Consider the following 20,808-nt stretch of genomic DNA (forward strand, 5'->3'; position numbering starts at 1 on the left):
TGCCATCTTCTAGCGCTTCCTGCGCACGCGCAGCGCCTGGTACGGCTTGCGCGGGATCTTGACGCCGAAGGCAGCGTCCGGCTTGCCGCCGCGCACGACCGAGCCATGGCGCGTCGGATGCGGAATGGGAGCCGCCACCTTCTCGACCGGCGTGATCGTCATCTCCCACGTGTCGATGAGATCGACATCATAATCGTCGCCGTCGACCGGCAGGCCCGTGGACCAGATCACCGGCTGATGCTCGCCGAAATAGATCAGGCGAAAATCGCCGTCGCCGTCGCGGGCGCCCGACACGCGAGACCAGGGCCATTCGCCGATGATGCCGAGCGGCTCGAGGCCGTGCCTGACATCGGCTTCCAGGAGCTCCCGGAGGAAGGCGATGCGCTTCCACGCTTCGCCGCGCAGTTCTCCGCCCTTGGCCCACCAGATCAGATCCTCAGGATGGGAATAGGTTTCCCCATGACCGGCATAGCCGCCACGCGCCATGGTGATCCAGAAGCGATGCACGAGCTCTTGCGCGTTGAGATTGCCCCATGACTGCAGGATGTCGCCCTCATATTCCGGCTCGTCATTGACGACGGGCTTGCCGTAGGCGTCGCGCCATTCCTGCGTCCGCTTGACGTCAGGGTTCTGAATGCAGGTGTGCGTCACCCATGGCTTGCGATGGTCGAAATTCGCCGTCACGTCGCCATTATGGATGGAGCGAAGGTGCTGGTAAGGGTCGTTCTCTTCCAGAATGTGGAAGAAGCGATCCCACTGCTCCATCGGCTTCGTATCGATGAGGAAATCATATTCATTGGCAAGCGACCACCAGACGTTCCGGTAAGCGGCGAGACGAGCGGCCAGATATTCGACATAGCGAAAATCCTGTTCGGCCGACATGTCGGCATAGCCCCACCGGTCATAGGGGTGGAAGATGATGATATCGGCTTCGATCCCCAGCTGGCAGAGTGCTGCGACCTGCTTCTCGAAGTGCTGGAACGAGGCGGGGTTCGGGCGGTCGAAGTCTTCCTTCCCGTCCGCTCCGCGTTCGAAGCAGGCGTGCAGCGGCTCGTTGACGTTATAGGGATAATCCTTCGGAAACACGCCCATCCGCATCTTGTTGAAGCGGGCCTTCTTGAGGGTTTCGAGGGTCTGCTTCTGCATGTCGAGCGGCTGGTGCGTCCAAGCGTAGCAGGTCGTTCCGAAGGACAGGAACGGGGTGCCGTCGGCATAGGCGAAGTGGAATTTGTTGCGCACGCGCACCGGGCCGTGATTGCCGGCCGAAGGCACGGTCGCAGTCAATGCACCGGCCTTGCCGTCGAGTGCAGCAGTCTTGGAACGGGTCAGGAACGACCATTCGCCCTCGCTATCCGGCATGAAGCGGATGCGGTAGGTGCCATTGCCGTCATAGAAGCCCGGCACGCGGACTTCGCGGCTCTTGTGGGTGAACACGGCATCGAATGCCACGTCGAGATAGGGATTTCCGCCGGAGGGTCCATCAAAGGAGGCCTCGAACACGCCCCATTTTTCGACTGTTGCATCAGACATAGAATATTCTCCTCGTGAATGCTTTTGTGGTCGCTAGCCTTTGACGGCGCCGGAGGTCAGGCCAGAGACGAAGTAACGCTGGAAGATGAGATAGACGATCGTCGCCGGCAGGACGGTCATCACGATGGCCGCATTGAGCTGGCCGTAATTGCTCGAGAACTGCCCCTGAAACGACATCAGGCCGAGCGGTAAGGTCCACATGTGCTGATCCTGGAGCAGCACCAGCGCCATGGCGAATTCGTTCCAGGTGGAGACGAAGTCGAGGATGAGCAGTGCGGCAAGCACGGGCAGGCACACCGGCAGAAAGATCCGTCTGAAGATGATGAAGTGGCTGGCACCGTCGATCAGTGCTGCTTCCGACAGCTCCTTGGGAATGCTCTTGAAGAAGCCGTGCAGGATGAAGACCTGATAGGGAACGCCGAAGGCGATGTAGGGAAGGATGACGCCGGGGTAGGTGTCGATCAGGCCGAGGGAATTCACCAGGGTAAAGAGCGGCGCAAGCATCACCTGGAAGGGGATCATCGTGCCGAACACCACAAGCAGCAGCAGGGCCTTGGTGATCTTCAGCTTGATCTTGGCAAGGGCATAGGCGGCCATCGCCGAAAGGAACAGCCCGAGCGGCACCTTGATGATCGTTATAATGACGCTGTTGAAGAAGGAGCTTGCGAAGTTGCCGCGGCTCCATGCAGCGCTGTAGTTTTCGAAAGCGAGATCGGTTGGCGGCACGAAGGCGCCCGTGCCCGTCACCGCCGCCGGCGTCTTCAACGAGGTGAAGACGATGAAGACGAATGGCGCGACCCAGACCAGCGCCACGATAACAAGCGTGATCCAGAGGCCGATCAGAATGGGATCCCGCTTCATCGACGATGGTTCGACCTGCAAATGCACTGCGGTCTGGTCGCTCGGCACTGCTGTCACGATTCAACCTCCTCGTGCTTCTGGGTCCATCTCAGATAGGGAATGACGACGGCCATGGTGATCAGCAGCAGCACGACAGAAATTGCCGCACCTCGTCCGAAATCGAAGATCTGCATGGCCTGCGTGAACGCCCAGAGCGCCAGCATCTGAGTAGACTGCGCCGGCCCGCCGCCCGTCAGACCGTAGACGATGTCGAAAGCCTTCAGGGAGGAGATGACGGAAAGAACGAGGACGATCGTGATCGTCGGGCGCAATGCCGGCAATGTCACATGCTTGAACACCGCCCAGCGGCCGGCGCCATCGATGCGCGCGGCCTCCACGAGTGTCTGAGAGACATTCTGCAGGCCCGCCAGGAACAGGACCATCGAGAAGCCGACCGTCTGCCAGAGATAGGCGACGAAGACCGAATAAAGGGCGATATCCCTGTTGCCCAGCCAGTCCTTGATCCAGCCCTGCATGCCCCACGAGGTGAGCAACTGGCTGAAAAGGCCGAAGAAGGGATCGTACATCCACTTCCACATGGTGGCCACCGCGATCGGCGCGATGATGACGGGCAGATAGAAGATGGCCCTGAGGCCATTGCGGCCGAATATCTTCTGGTTGAGACTGAGCGCCAGCAGCAGTCCCACCATCGGCGGAAAGATCAAGCTCATCACGGTCCAGATTACGGTGTTGCGGAAGGCAACCCAGAAAACCGGATCTCTCGTGAAAATCGCCGAGTAGTTTGCAAGCCCTACAAATTGCCGCTGCGGATCCAGCCCGTTCCACTTCTGGAAGCTCAGGATGACGACATTGAGCATCGGATAGAGGGCGAACACGGCATAAATTGCCAGGGCCGGAACGAGCAGGATGAGCGCTTGCACGCGCGGATCATGTGTCGACTGTCGAAGTGACATGCTTTCCTCCCAGAGCGCCGTGCGTCCTCTCGGACGCATAAAGGACGCTCCAACTCTTTGAACCTAGGCATCGTGCTTTCCGAAAATAGATTCCGATTTCGGGCCGATGCGCTGGCAGTGAAGCCGCCGCCAGCTCATGAAAAGGTGTGCCAGCCGCCGACACGAGGATCGGCTGACTGGCGCCTTGGAGGAATCAGGTTCTGCTTGCGATGAAACTCTGCAGCTGCTTGGCCGCGTCGGCCGGCTCGGTGTTTCCGGAGGCAACGTCGTTGATGACGCGGAAATACTCCGTCGTGACGTCGAGCGGGAACGCCTGATCGCCGTTCATGTACACCTTGCCATACTTCTGGAAGATGCCCAGCCATTCCGCCTCGAGCGGCTTCTGGTTGGCATATTGTACATTCTTGTTGACGGAGGTCGAACTCAGCTGGCCGAGCAGATCCTGCTGCACCTTGGTCGAGAGGAAATAGTCGAGAAACTTCGCGGCTACGTCAGGGCTCTTGCTCTTGGTGCTGATGTAATTGTACTCGGCAAAGCCATAGAGACGGTCGGTATTGGTCGGGAAGGGGAAAATGCCGTAGTCGTCGAGATTGGCGCCGGAGCCGTCGAGCTGACTGACCAGCCAGTCGCCTTCGAGCATCATTGCCGCACGACCGGCGGTGAAGAGGCTGTAGGACTGTTTGTTGTCGATGCCCATGAATGGCTGCAGCGTATAGTCCTTCGCCCACTTGGCGAACTCCGCGAAGGATTCCGCCGCGCAGGGTTCCTTGGTCCAATCCAGCGTCATCGCCTTCAGCGCATCATGCTTTTCAGCACCGCACTTCGTTTCGAGGATGACGTCCATGAGACGCATGACGTGCCAGTTGACCGTGCCACCGAACGTGAAGGCAGGAATGCCTGCGGCCTTCAGCTTATCGGCCGCGGCAAGCAGTTCCTCGTAGGTCTTCGGCTCTTCCTTGATGCCGGCCTGTTCGAAAAGCTTCTTGTTGTAGTAGACGGCCTCACCCTTGAAGGTGAAGGGAACGCCATGCTTGCCGCCGGGATAAAGGTCGGCGAAAGCCGCCGCTGAGGGCAACAATTCGTCTTTCCACTTATACTCGGCATAGTACTTGTCGAGGGGCAGGGACAGGCCGGCCTTCACATATTCGCCGCCGAGGCCGAGGCCCGCCCAGCTGAAGTAAATGTCTGGCCCCTTGTCGGAGCCTGCAGCGACGCGCAGGGCCGTCTTGTGCTCGTCGACGGCGCGCTGGACGATCTCGACATGCGTTCCGGGGTTTGCGGCTTCGAAATCGGTGGCCACCTTTTTCAAGGCCGTATTGGCGGCATTATTGTCGAAGTTGAGGGTCCAGAGCGTGATGTCTTCAGCAAGAACCGGCGTGGCCGATAGTGACGCCACGGCGATCGCAACGAGGCTGGCAGTCTTCAATTTCGCAGAAAGGGTCAGCATTACCGTCCTCCTCTTGTAAAGCCGGGCCCCTTGTTGCAGATAGTCATCGACATGTCAACTGGTATGACGAGCTAACCATCACGACGCTGAGCAAATTTGGCCATGGCGGCGATGATGATGACGGCGGACGCGGCGCCGGGATCGATGTGGCCGATCACGCGGTCTCCCAATCGCGAAGCCCGTCCCTTGGCCGCCGTCATGTTGCTGGTCGCTTCACAGCCTGCCCGCGCTGCCCGCTCGGCGGCCTCAAAACATTGGGGGAGGGGCTTTCCCGACCGCCAGGCATCGAGTGCCGCGTCAGCCGCGGGTTTCCAGGCGTCAACCATCGTCTTTTCACCGGGCTCGGCCTTTCCGCGCTCCTGGATTCCCTGCGCCATTGCCGCAAAGACGCTGAGGAAGTCGTCATCGCTCAATGTCTGCTTGTCTTTGGCGGCCGCTCCGGCGCGCATGAAGGCCGTGGCATATAGCGGGCCGGACGAAGCGCCGACCGCATTCAGGAACGCCTTTGCCGCGATGTTGAATGCGGTTGTCGGGGCAATTCCGGCGTCAAGTTCGCCGACCGCTTTCGCCGCGGCCTGGCAGCCTGCATCCATGGCAAGGCCGTGATCTCCATCGCCGATGGCACCGTCCAGCTCGCAAAGACGATCTCGTTCCGCCGCAATATCCTCGGCAATCCCAGCAAACAAGCGCTGCAGGTCTTCGGTCGTAAACGTCATCGATTACCTCGCAAACATCGCGCAATCACAGGGGTGGTCGATCAATCGCTGAAGTTCGTCGTCAAGATGCACGATTGTGATCGACGCGCCGGCCATTTCGAGCGAGGTGCAGTAATTCCCGACGAGCGACGTATGGAGGATGAGCCCGGCATCGTCGAGCCGGGACTTCACGCGCCGCATCATGATGTAGAGTTCCATCATCGGGGTCGAACCCAGCGAATTGACGAGCACGGCGACACGATCGCCCCGGTCTGCTTTCATTTCGCGAAGAATGCTGTCCATGAGTTCGTCGGTCACCGCGTCGGCCGGCCTCAGCGGCTCGCGCGCCACGCCAGGCTCCCCATGGATGCCCATTCCGATCTCCATCTCCCCCTCGCCGATCAGGAAATTTGGCCGGAGGGTCTGGGGCAGCGAACAGGGGGAAAGCGCCACACCCATCGTATAGGTTCGCGCATTGGCATGGCGGGCGACACGCTCGACGTCGTCAAACGAGTAGAGAAGATCGCAGGCTGCGCCGGCGGCCTTGAAGATGAAGACGTTGCCTGCCACGCCCCGTCGTCTTTCCCTCTGATCAGGAGGGGCGGACGCCACGTCATCCGTGGTCAGGACGGTACGTACCTCGATCTCGTCAAGCGCCAGCATCTCGGCAGCCATGTCGAAGTTCATCACGTCGCCGGCATAATTGCCATACATGAACAGGACACCGGCGCCGCCGTCGACCGCCATGGCGCAGGCGATGATCGGATCGGGCGGCGGCGACGCGAACACATTGCCGATTGCGGCCGCGTCTGCGAGCCCTTTGCCGACAAACCCCAGAAATGTCGGTTCGTGCCCGGATCCACCGCCGATGACCAGCCCGACCTTTCCCTTGCGCGGCCCGTTTCTGGCAATGATCGCGCGGGGCATGTCCTCTACCGCGTAGAGATGGCGCGGATGCGCCGCCAGGATACCCTGCAGCATCTCATCGACGGCATCTGCGCCGGAATTGATAAGCTTCTTCGTCTTCACATCGATCCTCCCGAGAGCGAGTTCCGATCGCATAGATGCAGCTGCACTGCTGGAGGTCAATCCGCCAGCACGTCGCGCTGCAGCGGCAAGACGGCGACAGCCAATGGGGCAAGCAGCAGATCCCCGCTTGAGTCCTTCCCGGTCGGCCCGCATGCGCTGCAATCGACCTTTCGTTCTTCGCTCGTCAGATTGCCGACATAAAGCCTGGCGCCTGTACTATCCGTTGCAACGAAAGACAGGACCTCGGCAGGAGAGGAGGAGACGCATTCCCGCCAGGTTGCGCCAGCCAATTGACACAGTGTCCGCACGGTTTCGAACAGCGGACGACGCCCGCCTGGTTCGGTCGGTTCCCCCGGACCGGCGATCAGACCGAACGGACCTGATAAGGCTGATAGCGTCAGGCACTCCAGATCTGCATCCAGCACTCGTATCGCATAACCGAGCGCGAAGGCCTGCCCGAAGCGTCCATTGTGGCGCGGGTCGCGGTTGGCCATCGGTATGCGTGCGCCGGACGGATTGTCCATCGTGCGGCTGCCATAGGGGTTCTGCCGCATCGGGATCGTCGATGGACCGATGCGGTAAGGCTTGTCGCCGTAGATCGCACGCACCGACCGCGTGATGAAGGGCAGCGCTTCCAATGTCTGCATGACGCTGAGATCGTCGGCCGCATGCACGATCGGGTTGGTGCAGTGGCTGACGAAGTCGAGCTGTCCCTCCGGGACGCGCTTCCGGTTGAGCTCGGTGAAATAGCTCAGCATGCCGCCGCCGATGCGAATGCCGGGAAAGGCGGCGCGAGCGGCGGCATAGATCTCATCCAAAGGCGGGCAATCCGGCCAGGTGCTGCCGGGCGGCGTCGACTGCCGGTCAACCGAAGGCGAGATCATGATCGCATCGGGCCTGAATTCCGCAAGCTGCATCTGGCGAGCAATCTCGGCCGCCTCGATTGACGGCGACGATTTGCAGGCAAGGGCGATCTCCAGCGTCGAGCGGCCACGATAGGCGGCGGCGAGCATAGCGAACCGCCTGAGCGCGTCGACGCCGTGACCGGCACCCGGGTCGAAATGGAAGAGGAGTTCCTGGGGAGCGATCTCCGTCAGGACGGACTTTGCCGAGAGGGTCGCATCGGCTTCTTCGGGTGTGATGATGACGCCAATATCCGGCATGGTGCCGGTGCGCGCACCGAGTTCAAGTTTTATGGCGCCGCCTGACACCCCAGGAGGATGCCGTGTCGAACCGCTGATATCCCTGATAACAAGCGACGTTTTCTGCCGAACAGGCTGATTGGCGGCAATCTGGTAGGGCCAGGGCAGGGCGAGCGGCCTGACATATGTCTTATAGGATGCGTCCGACCAGTTCCTTTGATCTTCCATTTCAAAAGTGTCGCCCTCCATCCGGCATTCCGCCTGAACGTCAGGCATGACCGCGTGGGTGATGGCTCGCATGTCCTTGAACGGCTGCCAGGGCTCGATGAGATCAGGAAACCGTGTCGCCACGATCTCCCCGTCGACATGCTCGACCGTCGCCGCTGAACCCGCCAAACCGACGATCGGATGCAGGATGCAGAAGCCGCAGCGGTTGGTCTCGAAGCCGCTCGGGGCGATGGCCTCAGCCTCGAAGTCGAGCCGGTCCGCGCTTCCGGCGATACGAACGTCGATGACAAGCCTCGTATCGTCCGGTCCCTCGCAGCGGGCGAGATAGGCGACCTCGAAACGATCGTCATTCTGCTCGATCCGGAGCTCGGTGATTTCAGGGCTGTACGTCCCCCAGTCCCGGTCGCGGACAAGGTAGGAAATCGCTCGCAGCACCTCGGTCCCATCGTAGCGGATGGTGCGGAGGTTGCCGTTGGTGAGATCGGCTTGCAGTTTTCCGGCTCTCAGGCGAACGGGCGACGGATCGACGAGACGAGTGCCGTAGAGCTGGAACGCATCGACCGTCATCGCAGCATCGCTCCGACATCGATCGCCTGTCCCCTGGCCGCACTGTCATAGGCGGCCTCGACGAGCGCGAAAGTTTTCAGATTGTCGGCGCCTGACGTCGAGTGTTCCGCGCCGCGCGCCAACTGGTCGACCCAATGCTGCTGGATCGCGTAGACGCTCTCCTGGATGTTGTGCCAGGGCCGCGAGGCCCATGACAGCAGCCTCGGAGACACGTCCGTGGTCGTGGTGCCCTTGGCGTTGGTGACCTGAAGGCCGTAGCCCTGGGTCAGGCGGATGGTGCCCTCCGAACCGTCGAGCTCGATCAAGGTCTCGGGAAACGGTTCCCTGGAAAGCTTGGTGGCGTAGCTGACGTCGACGACCGACGTGGCGCCGTTTTCATGGTCGAGCAGAATGGTCGCGACATCCTCGCCCTTGATGGCGGGATTGACTCGCTTGGTGCGGGCCGTGAGCGATCGAACGTCGCCAAGGATATAGCGGGCGATATCGAGCGTATGGATGCCGAGGTCTTCGATGATGAACCGCTCGCCCTCGGCCAGATAGGGCTGGCCGGAGAAGACGTCGTAGGCTGAGCGGAAGGAGAAGCGGCCCCAGAAGGGCGTGCCGATGGCATCCGCCTCCAGCGCGTTGCGCACCGCCTGGATCGGCGTCTGCCAGCGAAAGTTCTCGTGCACCATAAGGGGTATGCCGGCATTGCGACACGCCTCGACCATCGCCTTCGCGTCCGACAAGGTCTTGGCGAATGGCTTCTGGCAGATGGCCGGCACCTTGTTTCGAGCCGCCATTTCGACGAGGGTGCGGTGGCTTTGGACGGTCGTAGCAATATCGACGAAATCAAAACCGCCATCGGCGAACAACGCCTCGGCATCGCCATAGCGGCGAGCGATGCCGAACTGATCGCCAACGACCTTCAGCCGTTCCGGGTCGCGATCGCAGATCGCGACGATGCCGGCACCCCGAACGTCGTTCCAGGCATGCATCTGGTTGACCGCAAAGAAGCCGCAACCGATCAAAGCCCCTTTCAATTCCGTCATCTCAACCTGCCTTTGCCATCTGCATGAGGGTAACGCGCTGCTGCAGGCGGCGCTGCGCCTGGTCGACGACGACGGCAATGATGATGACGAGGCCCTTGATGACCATCTGCCAGAAGGAGGAAACGCCCATCATCACCAATCCGTCGGAGAGGATACCGATGACGAAGGCGCCAATGATCGTGCCGCCGATCGTGCCGCGGCCGCCCGACATCGAGGTGCCGCCGAGCACGGCTGCGGCGATCGCATTGAGTTCGAAGCTTTCGCCGGTCGCGGGATGAGCTGCCATCAGTTCGGAGGAGATGACGACGCCGACGATAGCGGCGCACAGTCCGGAGAACATATAGACGAAGATCTTGACGACATCGACCCGGATACCCGACATGCGCGCGGCCCGCTCATTGCCGCCGACGGCGAAGATATGACGGCCGATCGGTGTCGAGCGGGCGACATAGGCAGCCAGCAGGGCAAGCACGATCAGAATCCAGATCGAAACCGGCAGGCCGAGGATGCGCCCCGCGCCGAAGAAATCGAAGCCAGTCGTTGCGTATTCAGGCCGGCCGACAAGGTTCGGAAATGTCTGGCCGTCCGACGACAGCAGGGCGAGACCGCGGGCGATATAGAGCGTGCCGAGCGTGGCGATGAAGGGAGCGACGTTGAGCTTGGTGATCAGCAGACCGTTGATCAGACCGATGAGCAGGCCGATCGACAAGGTGATCAGCACGATCTCGAAGAGGTTGAAAAAGATGGTGTAGCCGATCGGCAATTCGATGCCGTAAAGGATCAGGCCGCCGGCGACCATGCCGCAAAGCCCGACGATCGATCCGACCGAGAGATCGATGCCGCCGGTGATGATGACGAAGGTCATGCCCATCGCCAGGAAGGCGTTGAGCGCCACATGCTTCGACATCAGGATCATGTTCGCCGTCGAGGTGAAGTTCGGAGCGAAGATCGCGAAGAAGATGATGACCGCGAATAACGCGATGAACGTCCTGAGCTTCATCAGCGTCAGCAGCGCCGAGCCGTTGGCGCCCTTTGGCGCGAGAGTGGTTGATGTAGCCGCGATCATGACGCGAGTTTCCCTTGATGTCCGTGTCCCTTGGCAGAAGCCGCAATGATGGCTTCTTCGGTGGCCTCGTTCCGGTCGAAGACGGCGACCAACTGGCCGTTGCTCAAAACCGCGATGCGATCGGAAAGCGCCATGACCTCTTCGAGGTCTGAAGTCGAAAATAGAATAGCGAGCCCGTTTGCCGCCAGCCGCCGCATGGTGCGGAAGACATCGGCCTTGGCGCCGACATCGATGCCGCGGCTCGGCTCGTCCATCAGAAGCACCTTCGGATTGGTCATCAACGCCTTACCGATGACGACCTTCTGTTGATTGCCGCCGGACATCGATGTCACCTCGAAATCCGGGTTCGGCGCCTTGATCGAGAGATCGCGGATCGCATCACGAATGGCGTTCTTCTCCGCACCTCTGTCGATATGGAAGAGCCGGGTGAAGCGGCCAAGGCTCGCCAGCGTCAAGTTGGAGGCGATGGAAAGCACCTGGACCAGACCTTCGCGCTGCCGATCTTCCGGAATGAGCGCAAGGCCGCGGCGGATGCGCCGCGTGGTGTCGCGGGCGCGAACATGCTTGCCGTCGATGAAGATCTTGCCGGTCGAGTGTGTGTGACGGCCGATCACGCATTCGAAGAATTCGCTGCGCCCGGCGCCCATCAGACCGTAGATGCCGAGGATTTCGCCTGCCTTGACCGACAGGGAGACATTGTTGACCGAAAGCCCGCCTGTCGGCCGCGGCAGGCTGATATTTTCGGCGCGAAAGACCTCAGCTCCCACGGCGTGGTCCACGGATTTTGCAAAATCCTTGGCATCCGAGCCGATCATGGAGCGCACGATCCAGCGCGTGTCGATGTCGCGGACCATCGCCGCGCCGGTGACCTGGCCGTCACGCAGCACCGTGATGTAGTCGCCGATCCGCATCAGCTCTTCGAGCCGGTGCGAGATGTAGACGATCGCCACACCCTGGGCCTTCAGTTCCGCGATCACCTTGAACAGAATCTCGACTTCGGCCGCCGAAAGCGCCGACGTCGGCTCGTCCATGATCAGGATACGGGCATTCAACGACATCGCCTTGGCGATCTCGACGAGCTGCTGCTGGCCGATCGGCAAATCCTCGACCATCGTATCGGCCTCGATGCCGGCATCGAGACGCTTCAAAAACGCATTGGCTTGTTGCACCTGTGCCTTGTGATCGATGCCGAGGATGCCGCGGGTGATCTCACGCCTGGCGAAGATGTTCTCGGCGACCGACATGTTGGCGAAGAGATTGAGCTCCTGGAAGATCATGCCGATGCCATTCGCCTGCGCGTCGGCAGGGCTGTCGAAGGATACGGGCTTGCCATCCAGGATGATGCGGCCGAGCGTCGGACGCTCGACACCGGCGATGATCTTCATCAGGGTCGACTTGCCTGCACCATTTTCGCCGACGAGGACGTTTACCGCCCCGCGGCGCAGCTCAAGATTGGCGCGCTTGACCGCAACGATACCCGAATAGACCTTCGACACCTCGTCGAGGCGCAGGATGATGTCGTCCTGTTGTGCCTCTGCCGCCGTCATGAGCCGACCTTCAGTTCCGAAGGTGTTATGAGCGGAAGCTCACCGCTTTTCGGCAGCGGAAAGGCGCCGATCGCGGTCACCGTCTTGCCGACCAGACCTTCGCGCGGGACGGCCGACAGAAAGGCTGTATTGGCCTTTTCGTTGAAGGCCTTGCCGAATTGCGCCCACTCGATCTGGTTCTTGAATTCGTTGAAATTGACGAAATCCAGCGTGTCGCGCAGGGCCGTGCCGCGCAGCGCCGGCCCGATTTGGACCTTGGCGTCGGCCTTGCCGTCGCCATCGGCGTCGACATCGAGCGTTGCCGCGCGCGAGGCCGTATCGGCCGCGACGACCTTGCCGGTGATCTTCACCGCATAGGTCCATGGCGAGCTGCTCTGCTTGCGGGGATTGCCATATTTCTCGCCGGCGGCGTCGGGGCTGGAGGCGGAAAGCTGCATGACGTCTTTGAGGTCACCGGCGCGCTTTTCGAAGTAGGGCACTGCCTCGGACTGCCAGATCGCTTCGACCTTTGCATTCGGGTCGAAGGCGGTCTTGGCCGCTGCCGCAGCTTTTTCCTCAGCCGTCGGCGTCTTGATGATCTTGCAACCGGGCAAAGCTGCCGCCACGACGGCAGCGAGCAGGGCGCCCTTCATTCTCAACATACAGTGAACCTCGACGTCTTGCGAAATGCATTGCGGAGGGCGCAGCGCTGCGCCCTCCGCAATTCGCGGCTGATCAGTTCGTCAGGGCGAAGGTTTCGAGTTTGCCGGCATTGTCGGCATTGATGAGAACGCAATCCATCAACTGCTTCTCTTCCTTTGGTGTCGTCTTGTTCTTGATGTAGGCGTCGGCCTGTTCCACCGCCAACTGAGCCTGCGCATAAGCGGGCTGCAGGACCGTTGCCTTGATGCCGCCCGACTTGATGGAGTCGCGCACGTCGTTGGAGCCATCGAAGCCGACGACGATCACGTCCTTGCGGCCGGCCGCCTGCAGCGCTGCGATCGCGCCCATGGCCATGGTGTCGTTGCCTGAAATGACGCCCTTGATGTCGGGATTTGCCTGGAGGATGGTTTCCATCTTCGAATAGGCTTCCGTCTGGCTCCAGTTGGCCGACTGCTTGGCGACGGACTTCAGGTCCGGATAGTCGTCGATGACATCATGATAGCCTTGCGAGCGGATGCTGGCATTGGTGTCGGACTCCTTGCCCACCAGCTCGACGTAATTGCCCTTCTCGCCCATCAGCTTGACGAATTCCTGCGCCCCGAGCTGGGCGCCCTGATAGTTGTTCGAGACGATCTGGGCGACGGCAACGCCGGTCGCGTTGATTTCGCGGTCGATCAGGAAGGAAGGGATGCCTGCATCCTTCGCCTTCTTGACGGCGGCGACGGAGGCATCGGCTCCGGCATTGTCGAGGATGATCGCCTTAGCGCCGCGCCCGATTGCCGTATCGATCATTTCGGACTGCTTGTTGGCGTCGTCGTCATGCGTCATGAGCAGCGTCTCGTAGCCAAGCTCCTTCGCCTTGGCTTCGGCGCCGACGGCTTCGGCCTTGAAGAAGGGATTGTCATGCGCCGGCGTGATGATGGCGATGAGATCGGCCGAAAAGGCCGGAAGAGCCGTTCCGAGCGCCAGTGCGCCGGCAAAAGCTGCAAGTGTCAGTCTGCGCGTCAGTTTCATATTTTCCTCCCTGTTGTACATGAAGCCCCTTCTCCCTGGGGCGGTTGAGGGGAGGGCTTACCTCCCCAAGCCGGTTCAGGTGATGCGCCGGATGCTTTCGGCGATCTCCTGCGGTTCGAATACTTTTTTCCAGTCGTCGCGCATCAGCGCCGGGATGCCGAACTCGATCGCCTTGTTGCAGGCATCCGAGAATACGCCGTCGACTTCCTTGAAGATGACCGCGCCGAGCACGTTCATATGGCCGAGCAGAAAGTCGCGGGCCGCCTGTTCAGGCACACCACGTGCCACGCATTCGTCCATGGCCTGTCGCATGACAACGAGCAGCGATGCGCAGACGGTTTCCGACAAGCCCGGTTCGAGCATTGCAAGTTGATCGACCGTGACCCGGTGCGAGCGCATGACCGGGGCCCAGATCAGCTTGGCGATTTCCTCACCGAGCGCATAGGCGCTTTCGGGACCCTGCATTAGCGCCGAAACGATATGCTGCTTGGCGAAGAGGCCGCCGAAGTGGTCCTTTTTTGCCTGCATGTCCGTCTCGTCATTGAAGATCGGCGGATGGCAGGGATGGGTGACGAAATAGGTAAGATCATCACGCTTCGGCAGATGACCGGCAAAGGGAGCCGCAGCATCCAGCGCGATCACCATAGTGCCTGACGTGAGTTTGTCGACGATGCCTGCCGCAACCTTGCCGATCGCCGTGTCCGGCACGGCAAGTATCACCACCTCGGCGCCGTCGAGCCCGATATCGACGGGCACGCAATCGACCCCGAGATCATTCTTCAAACGGGCCTTGCCTGCGTCGCTCACCTCGATATGGCGGACCTCGAAACGCGAGCCTTTGAGATTTTTGGCAAGCCGGTATCCCATTTTTCCGCCTGCGCCGAAGAGGGCAATCTTAGTCATGTTTCCTCACCTTTTCCGTTTCTGGATAGGATCATATACTGGTATGATGAGTCAATCACCATATCACTTAATTCATATGATCCACACGTTTTTCTGCGCCAAGCCGGATCGGGGAAACCATTAGTGTTTCCTTCCATCGCGGATCTGCGTGAAATAGCCATCGGTCCCAACCTGCCCGCCTTTGAGGGCGATCTGCAGGCCGTTGGTCGGCTGATAATCGCCATGCGCAAGGCAAAGCGGAGAACCCGGCGTCTGGGGCAGCGGCAGAAGCGTCGTCAGCGCGTCGATCTTCAACTGCCTGAGGGCGTGACTGGACGTGTCGCCGCCGGCGACGACCGCACGTGAAAGCCCTTCATTCTCGATCAGGCGGCGCAAGATCGTGCCGAGCGCGCTGCCGAGACGGTGACGAGCGCCCGGAAGCCGGTCGATGTCGGCGCCGCGGTCTGCAGACGGTCCAAGCGCGGTGTAGAGGATGATGCTCTTGCCTTGCTTGAGCTTCTCGGTTCCCGCCTCTACCGCAGCACTCACCGCGCCTTCGCCATGCTCCGAGACCAGTGCCAGCGGATCGAGCGCGATGTTCTCGAAGCCGTTCTCGACTGCCGTCCGGATCTGGCGCTCGGTCGTCGGCGATACGCTGCCCGACACGACGGCAAGGCGGTCGACCGGGCCGACATCGGGAAACTCGGCTTTGCTTTCGCCGATGAAGCCGCTCCGCCGCCATGCGCTGAGCAGGGCATATTCGACCCCCGAAGAGCCGGCGACGAAGCTTCCCGAACGGCCGGTGACACGAAGCAGTTGTCGGCCCGCGGCCTCCTGCGTCGCGTCGGAGTCGACATCGATGAGCAGGATCCCCTCGGAACCCGACGCCAGTTCGTCGATCCGCGCATCGGCGTCGGCGCCGGTGATCGCGACGAGATCGGCGACCAAGACGGGGAGGTGGGTCTGCTTCGACAGGTGGACCGCAAGGTCCGCCTCGTCCATCGGGGTGACCGGATGGCGGCTCATGACGGGATGGCGGTCGATGCGAAAGATCCGGCCCTGGTAAGTGGCAAAGAGGTTGCCGAATGCCGTATAGCGCTTCAGTTGCGGCGCGCCGACGATGACGGGCACGACGGATTGCCCAAACACCGAGCGGCCGATTTCTATCGCCTTGCCGATATTGCCGATTTCGGGGCTGGAATCGAAGGTCGAGCAGACCTTGTAGTGGCAGATGTCAGCGCCAAGCGAATTCAGCCACTCGAAAGCGCGCGCAAGGTGTTCTTGCATCCATGCGGGGGTCTCGCTGCGGCTTGTCCCGGCAATGCCGATTGCGCGGCAATCCCTAAAGCGCGCAAGCAGTTCCGGCGTCGGAACGTCGAGGAAGAGCACGGTCGACACGCCGTTCGAGGCTAAGGCCTCCATGACATCGGTGGAGCCGGTGAAGTCATCCCCGTAATAGCTGACGAGAGGTCCATCCATCGCGGTCACGCGCCCTTGCCGTCGCTGAATTTTGCAATCGAAGCGGCGAGCTCCGGATGATCTTTCGCATAGGTCTCCAACGGGATGTCCGCGACCGCGGCCTGCCAGGCCTGCTGCACGGCCCGAACGCCGGCCGCCGGGCCGCCGGGGTGGCTGACGATACCCCCGCCGCAGAGATAGAGAAGATCGACTGTCCGGCCGGTCCGCTTGTAGGTCTCAGGCGCTTGTCCTCCCCACTGACCCGAGCCGGCAACCGGAAGCGGGCAATCGGAGGCATTAAACAGCGGCGTGCTGACGGCCTTGAAGGACGAGACGAAACTGTCGTCCGGTTCCCAATATTTGACCCTGATACCGTTGATCTGAAACTGGTCGACCCCGAGCAGCCGCCAGAATTGCTGATAGACCTTGAAGTCCATGCCGGCGCCCGGGTCGCGCGTCAGCACGTCCCAACCGTTTCGATGCGCGTGCAGCACCAGATTGGAGCGCTTGCGCAGAAAGCTCATGCCGCCGAAACCGATCGAGTTGATATTGACGACGGCGCAGTTGCCGCCGGCCTTGGCGACGATGTCGTGGTTGCGCATCATCTCGTCGGGGTCGGCATGAGAGATACCGAAGGCATACATGACCTTCTTGCCGGTCTTCTGCTCGTGATCGAGAATGCGCGGCATGATCGCCGCAACGCGGTCCTTGAGCGGCGAATAGGCCGGGCTCATCAGTTTTTCGTCATCCTTGATGAAGTCTACGCCGGATGAGATCAGCTCGCCGACGAGTTCCGCCGTCTCGTGCGGTCTGAGGCCAAGCGCAGGCTTGACGATCGTTCCGATGATGGGCCGGCCTTCGACGCCGGTGAGGCGGCGGCTTCCAGGGATGCCGAACTGCGGTCCGGGATGGGCGCTTTTGAAGGCGTTGGGCAGCGTCATGTCGACGATGCGGATGCCGGTCATGCCCTTGATGGAATAGACGCCGCCGATTGCAATGGTCATCAGTGCGGAGAGATCGGTTCCGATCGCCTCCAACGGAAAGGCAATGTCGACGTCGGCGCGATTGAGCAGCGTGCCGGGGGCGACCTCGGGCCAGGTCGGATGACGCGCATCTTCGAGTGGGCGGATCGCCAGCACACGGGCGGCAACACGGGACTTCAGCTCTTCGGTTTCACCGGGAACGGGCACGAAGGTGCCGGTCGACTGGTCGCTCGCGATCTTTTCCGCCATCGCCTCGACGCTGCCGGGCGTTTCGATACGGTAGGTCAGGGTAATCATCATGAAACGGACGGTTGCTCCTCTCGCCCGGCAGATTGCCATGGCGTCAACTCATGATCTGGTATAATGAGTATTCCAACTTATGAAAAGTAGAATCTTCGGATCCGCAAATTTTCGCCGACAGCTTTGTTCTCGACCCGGAAAACTGTTAGGAGGAGACATTTTGAGCCAGCGAGATGTGATGACCCAGCCCCTCGAACAAATCGTCCGCCGGAAACTCTCTGACGAAGTGTTTGATCGACTTGAGCGAATGATCACCTCGGGTGAGCTTCAGCCCGGCGACGAAATGCCCTCCGAGCGCGTGCTGATGGAACGCTTCGGCGTCGGCCGGCCGGCGATCAGGGAGGCCATGCAGTCCCTTGCCAACAAAGGTCTTGTCAGCATTTCGCACGGCGAGCGGGCGAAGGTCCTCAGGCTGACGGCAAAATCGATATTCCGCCAGGTCGATCTCACTGCCAAGATCATGCTGTCGCAATCGTCGGACTCGCTGGAATACCTCAAGAGCGCCCGCATCTTCTTCGAGCGGGGCATGGCACGCGAGGCCGCGCAGCGCGCCTCTGCAAGCGATATCGCCGATCTCAGGAACATTATCGAGCGCCAGCGCATGTCGCTTGGGCGGGCCGAAGAGTTTATCGATGCGGACATGGAGTTTCACACCCGCATCGCGCAGATATCAGGCAACCCCATCTACGTCGCCGTCAGCGAAGCGATGCTTGCCTGGCTGAAAGAATATCATACCGAGATGCTGATCTGGACCGGCAAGGAAAAATTCACGCTCGCCGAACACGACGAAATCGTCGACCGCCTGGCCGCAAACGACGTGGATGGCTCGGAAACGGCACTCCTCAAGCATCTCGAGCGGTCGCGAGCGCTTTACGCGAAATAGCTCGCGTGTGACCCTCACCTCGTTTCCCGGCTCCTTTTCACGCGTTCAACTCTCGGCTCCGTCTGGGGCTCGGGGGCGTAAGACATATTAGCAATGGCTGGGGAACAATGGTGTGTCGGCGAGGTTGTGGATAGGCAATCACGCAAGATCCCAAGGAGGACATCAGGATGCGTATGAAACTTGTAGCAGCTTCGCTTTTCGCTATCGGCATGGCCACATCAGCTTTTGCCCAATCGAATCCTGCGCCGGCTGGCGCGACGATGGACAAAAATCAGGCGGATCAAGGCGGCGGCGCCGCCAGCGACACGAAGGCCAAAAAGCCGATGGCAACGGACTCCACCACGACGAATTCCACCACCAGCGGCACGATGAAGATGGACAAGACGAAGTGCCCGAATCCGGTTAACAACTCCGCCAAACTCCAGACACAAGGCGGCACGAGCAACGCAACCCCGATGGATGAGGCCTGCGCCGCGCATAATAATTGATCGGCCACCGCCGCAAAGAACCCCCGCTTTTGAACTGACCCCGTAAAGTTGGACGGTTTACAGACTGGGAGGATTTAAGGGCTGAGTCCTGTATCGTACCGGGCTCAGCCCTTTGAGTTTCAGCCCGGTGTGCGGTCGTTGTTATCACAGCGGATATAGTCCTCAACCCCTCTTTCAGACCTCCCGATGCTGTCGAAGCGACTGGAGTTGAAAAACTCGGATTTGAGGATGGCGAACGTCGAGGCAATGGCCCTTGCGTGACATGCTCTGGGCGATGTTGCGGCTTTCGAGCATGCGGTTCCCGGCCGGCATCCGATCGTGCCATCCCTGATCGGAATGCAGGATCGGCTTCTCACTGTCGTCTATCTGATGCAGCCTTTGTCGGCATGTTCTGGACCAATTTGAAGATCGGTCGTCTCGCCGTTTCGAGGCGACGATTTCGCCGTTGTAGAGGTCGATGACCGGCGGTAGGTAGAGCTTCTCGCCGGCCACGTTGAACTCGGTGGCATCTGTCGTCCATTTCTGATTCATGCGCTCGGCGGTGAACTGTCGCTGGAGGAGGTCTGGTGCCACACGTCCGGGACTGGCCTTTGTAGGAACTGCTTGAACGATAGGCTGTACTTGGACATGAAAACCGCCGCGGCTGGATGTCCAACTTTCGGGGGTCAGTTCATCTCTGCGGGGTTTCGTGTCGGCCGAAATGAGCACGCCCTGGTTATAAGGCCTTGGCAGAGACTTATAACTTGACAGCGACAAGCGGAGTTATAAGGTCTTGGCAGAGACTTATAACGGGGATGAGCGAAGACGACTTCCTTCGCAGAAGGCGGGCGCGCCTCAAAGAGGCGATGGCCGAACTTGCCGACCAGGGCCGCCGGGCTCGAGAAGGAGATGCCAAGGATGAAAGAGATCGACATCAGTTATCGGACGATGTTCGCGGAGTTGGCGCAGCGGACGCTCGATGCCCAATTCGCGGCGGACTTCCCCTTGGAGGGATGGTTCGTGACCGTGACCGTCAAGAATCGCGACTATTGGTATTTCGATCTCCCTACCCCCGAGGGCAAGGACAAGCGAAGCTATGTCGGCCCCGCGAGCGACGAGGCGATCACGGAGCGGGTGAAGGCTCACAAGGAGATCAAAGACAATATCCGGGAGCGGAGACGCATGGTTAGCACGCTGCGCCGCGCGGGCCTCCCCGGTCCCGATCCATTCGCGGGTGACGTCACAAAAGCCTTAGCCGACGCCGGATTGTTCCGGCTGCGGGCCGTCCTGATCGGGTCGGTGGCATTCAGCACCTACGCGGGGATGCTCGGCGTCCGGCTGCCCTCGGCGGCAATGCAAACAGGCGACGCAGATTTCGCGCAGGACTTCGCGATCTCGGCGGGTGTCCAAGACAGCCTGCCGCCGATCGTCGAAATCCTCCAATCGGTCGATCCCGAATTCCGAGCGGTTCCGCACCAGGCGGACAAAACCAAGGTGGTCGCCTTCGTGAACAGCAAGGGCTACCGGGTGGAATTCCTGACCGGAAACCGGGGATCGGACGAATACACGGGCAAGCCCTCTCCCATGCCCGCTCTCGGCGGTGCGGCGGCGGAAAACCTGCGGTTTCTCGATTACCTGATCTACGAGCCTGTCCGCACGGTGCTTCTCTTCCGCGAAGGCGTGAACGTCCTTGTCCCGGCTCCAGAGAGGTATGCCGTCCACAAGCTGATCGTATCGTCCAGAAGGCTCACAGACACGCTAGGACGCGTGAAAGCGGACAAAGACCTATCGCAGGCATCCTTGCTCTTTGAAGCGCTTGTAGAGACGCGTCACGACAGCGAGCTGGCGGATGCTTGGGAAGAGGCATGGGATCGCGGAGATTCGTGGCGAGAAGGGCTTTGCAACGGCCTCTTGAGGCTGCCTAACAGCGGCGTGAAAGCGCTCGGAAAGGCTCTCGGCTCCGATGTGATGGAAAACCTTATGAAAAGGTGATCGGGCACGTGTCCAGCCCAGTTCCCTCTCAGAAGACAGCTTTCGGCTACATTCCTATAAGGAAATGATTCGCCGCGCCCACCGATAGCGC

General features: G+C 60.7%; 18 protein-coding genes and 1 pseudogene. 3 read left to right on the top strand and 16 right to left on the bottom strand.

Features of this window, described 5'->3' with window-relative positions; genetic code table 11:
- Positions 1–9 precede the first annotated feature (9 nt).
- The 15 genes from CUJ84_RS25885 to oiaX form a co-directional block, all read right to left on the bottom strand.
- On the bottom strand, positions 10–1,530 hold the full coding sequence (locus tag CUJ84_RS25885; protein ID WP_105008557.1) for a DUF5060 domain-containing protein: 1,521 nt from the start codon (positions 1,528–1,530) through the stop codon (positions 10–12).
- A 33-nt stretch (positions 1,531–1,563) separates the two neighbouring features.
- Complete coding sequence (locus CUJ84_RS25890; RefSeq protein ID WP_199788852.1) at positions 1,564–2,448, bottom strand: carbohydrate ABC transporter permease; 885 nt, start codon at positions 2,446–2,448, stop codon at positions 1,564–1,566.
- Positions 2,445–3,344 carry a carbohydrate ABC transporter permease gene (locus tag CUJ84_RS25895; protein ID WP_027686177.1) on the bottom strand — a complete coding sequence of 300 codons (900 nt, stop codon included), beginning with the start codon at positions 3,342–3,344 and terminating at the stop codon, positions 2,445–2,447. The genes CUJ84_RS25890 and CUJ84_RS25895 overlap by 4 nt, the downstream gene beginning before the upstream one ends.
- A 193-nt stretch (positions 3,345–3,537) precedes the next feature.
- Positions 3,538–4,791 carry an ABC transporter substrate-binding protein gene (locus CUJ84_RS25900; RefSeq protein WP_105008558.1) on the bottom strand — a complete coding sequence of 418 codons (1,254 nt, stop codon included), beginning with the start codon at positions 4,789–4,791 and terminating at the stop codon, positions 3,538–3,540.
- A 71-nt stretch (positions 4,792–4,862) separates the two neighbouring features.
- Entirely contained in the window at positions 4,863–5,507 is a 645-nt protein-coding gene (gene dhaL / locus CUJ84_RS25905; protein ID WP_105008559.1) for a dihydroxyacetone kinase subunit DhaL, read from the bottom strand.
- A gap of 3 nt (positions 5,508–5,510) precedes the next feature.
- Complete coding sequence (locus CUJ84_RS25910; RefSeq protein ID WP_105009169.1) at positions 5,511–6,515, bottom strand: dihydroxyacetone kinase subunit DhaK; 1,005 nt, start codon at positions 6,513–6,515, stop codon at positions 5,511–5,513.
- A 56-nt stretch (positions 6,516–6,571) separates the two neighbouring features.
- On the bottom strand, positions 6,572–8,452 hold the full coding sequence (apnL, locus tag CUJ84_RS25915) for a D-apionate lactonase (RefSeq protein WP_105008560.1): 1,881 nt from the start codon (positions 8,450–8,452) through the stop codon (positions 6,572–6,574).
- Complete coding sequence (locus CUJ84_RS25920) at positions 8,449–9,483, bottom strand: Gfo/Idh/MocA family protein (protein WP_105008561.1); 1,035 nt, start codon at positions 9,481–9,483, stop codon at positions 8,449–8,451. Before CUJ84_RS25920 ends, apnL begins: the two co-directional genes overlap by 4 nt.
- 1 nt (position 9,484) lies before the next feature.
- The gene (locus CUJ84_RS25925; RefSeq protein ID WP_105008562.1) at positions 9,485–10,549 is read right to left on the bottom strand and encodes an ABC transporter permease; all 1,065 of its coding nucleotides are present in this window, start codon (positions 10,547–10,549) and stop codon (positions 9,485–9,487) included.
- A complete protein-coding gene (locus tag CUJ84_RS25930) occupies positions 10,546–12,096 on the bottom strand; it encodes a sugar ABC transporter ATP-binding protein (RefSeq protein ID WP_105008563.1) in 1,551 nt (516 codons plus the stop codon). The genes CUJ84_RS25925 and CUJ84_RS25930 overlap by 4 nt, the downstream gene beginning before the upstream one ends.
- Positions 12,093–12,737 (bottom strand): DUF2291 family protein, encoded by a 645-nt coding sequence (locus CUJ84_RS25935; protein ID WP_105008564.1) that lies wholly within the window; start codon positions 12,735–12,737, stop codon positions 12,093–12,095. The genes CUJ84_RS25930 and CUJ84_RS25935 overlap by 4 nt, the downstream gene beginning before the upstream one ends.
- 73 nt (positions 12,738–12,810) lie before the next feature.
- Entirely contained in the window at positions 12,811–13,752 is a 942-nt protein-coding gene (locus tag CUJ84_RS25940) for a D-ribose ABC transporter substrate-binding protein (RefSeq protein ID WP_105009170.1), read from the bottom strand.
- Positions 13,753–13,827: 75 nt separating this feature from the next.
- Complete coding sequence (locus tag CUJ84_RS25945; RefSeq protein ID WP_025396970.1) at positions 13,828–14,655, bottom strand: phosphogluconate dehydrogenase C-terminal domain-containing protein; 828 nt, start codon at positions 14,653–14,655, stop codon at positions 13,828–13,830.
- Between the two features lie 120 nt (positions 14,656–14,775).
- A complete protein-coding gene (locus tag CUJ84_RS25950) occupies positions 14,776–16,113 on the bottom strand; it encodes a four-carbon acid sugar kinase family protein (protein WP_105009171.1) in 1,338 nt (445 codons plus the stop codon).
- Between the two features lie 5 nt (positions 16,114–16,118).
- The gene (gene oiaX / locus CUJ84_RS25955; protein ID WP_105008565.1) at positions 16,119–17,375 is read right to left on the bottom strand and encodes a 3-oxo-isoapionate-4-phosphate decarboxylase OiaX; all 1,257 of its coding nucleotides are present in this window, start codon (positions 17,373–17,375) and stop codon (positions 16,119–16,121) included.
- A gap of 178 nt (positions 17,376–17,553) precedes the next feature.
- On the opposite strand from oiaX, the gene CUJ84_RS25960 reads away from it, so the two are divergent.
- A complete protein-coding gene (locus CUJ84_RS25960; protein WP_105008566.1) occupies positions 17,554–18,258 on the top strand; it encodes a transcriptional regulator NanR in 705 nt (234 codons plus the stop codon).
- A 167-nt stretch (positions 18,259–18,425) separates the two neighbouring features.
- Positions 18,426–18,746 (top strand): hypothetical protein, encoded by a 321-nt coding sequence (locus CUJ84_RS25965; RefSeq protein ID WP_105008567.1) that lies wholly within the window; start codon positions 18,426–18,428, stop codon positions 18,744–18,746.
- A 57-nt stretch (positions 18,747–18,803) separates the two neighbouring features.
- Here CUJ84_RS25965 and CUJ84_RS39395 read toward each other — a convergent pair.
- A pseudogene (locus CUJ84_RS39395) lies at positions 18,804–19,277 on the bottom strand (transposase).
- Positions 19,278–19,643: 366 nt separating this feature from the next.
- On the opposite strand from CUJ84_RS39395, the gene CUJ84_RS25975 reads away from it, so the two are divergent.
- A complete protein-coding gene (locus CUJ84_RS25975) occupies positions 19,644–20,717 on the top strand; it encodes a nucleotidyltransferase family protein (protein WP_105008569.1) in 1,074 nt (357 codons plus the stop codon).
- The last annotated feature ends 91 nt before the right edge of the window (positions 20,718–20,808 follow it).

The sequence above is a fragment of the Rhizobium leguminosarum genome (assembly GCF_002953715.1).
Classification (GTDB): domain Bacteria; phylum Pseudomonadota; class Alphaproteobacteria; order Rhizobiales; family Rhizobiaceae; genus Rhizobium; species Rhizobium leguminosarum_V.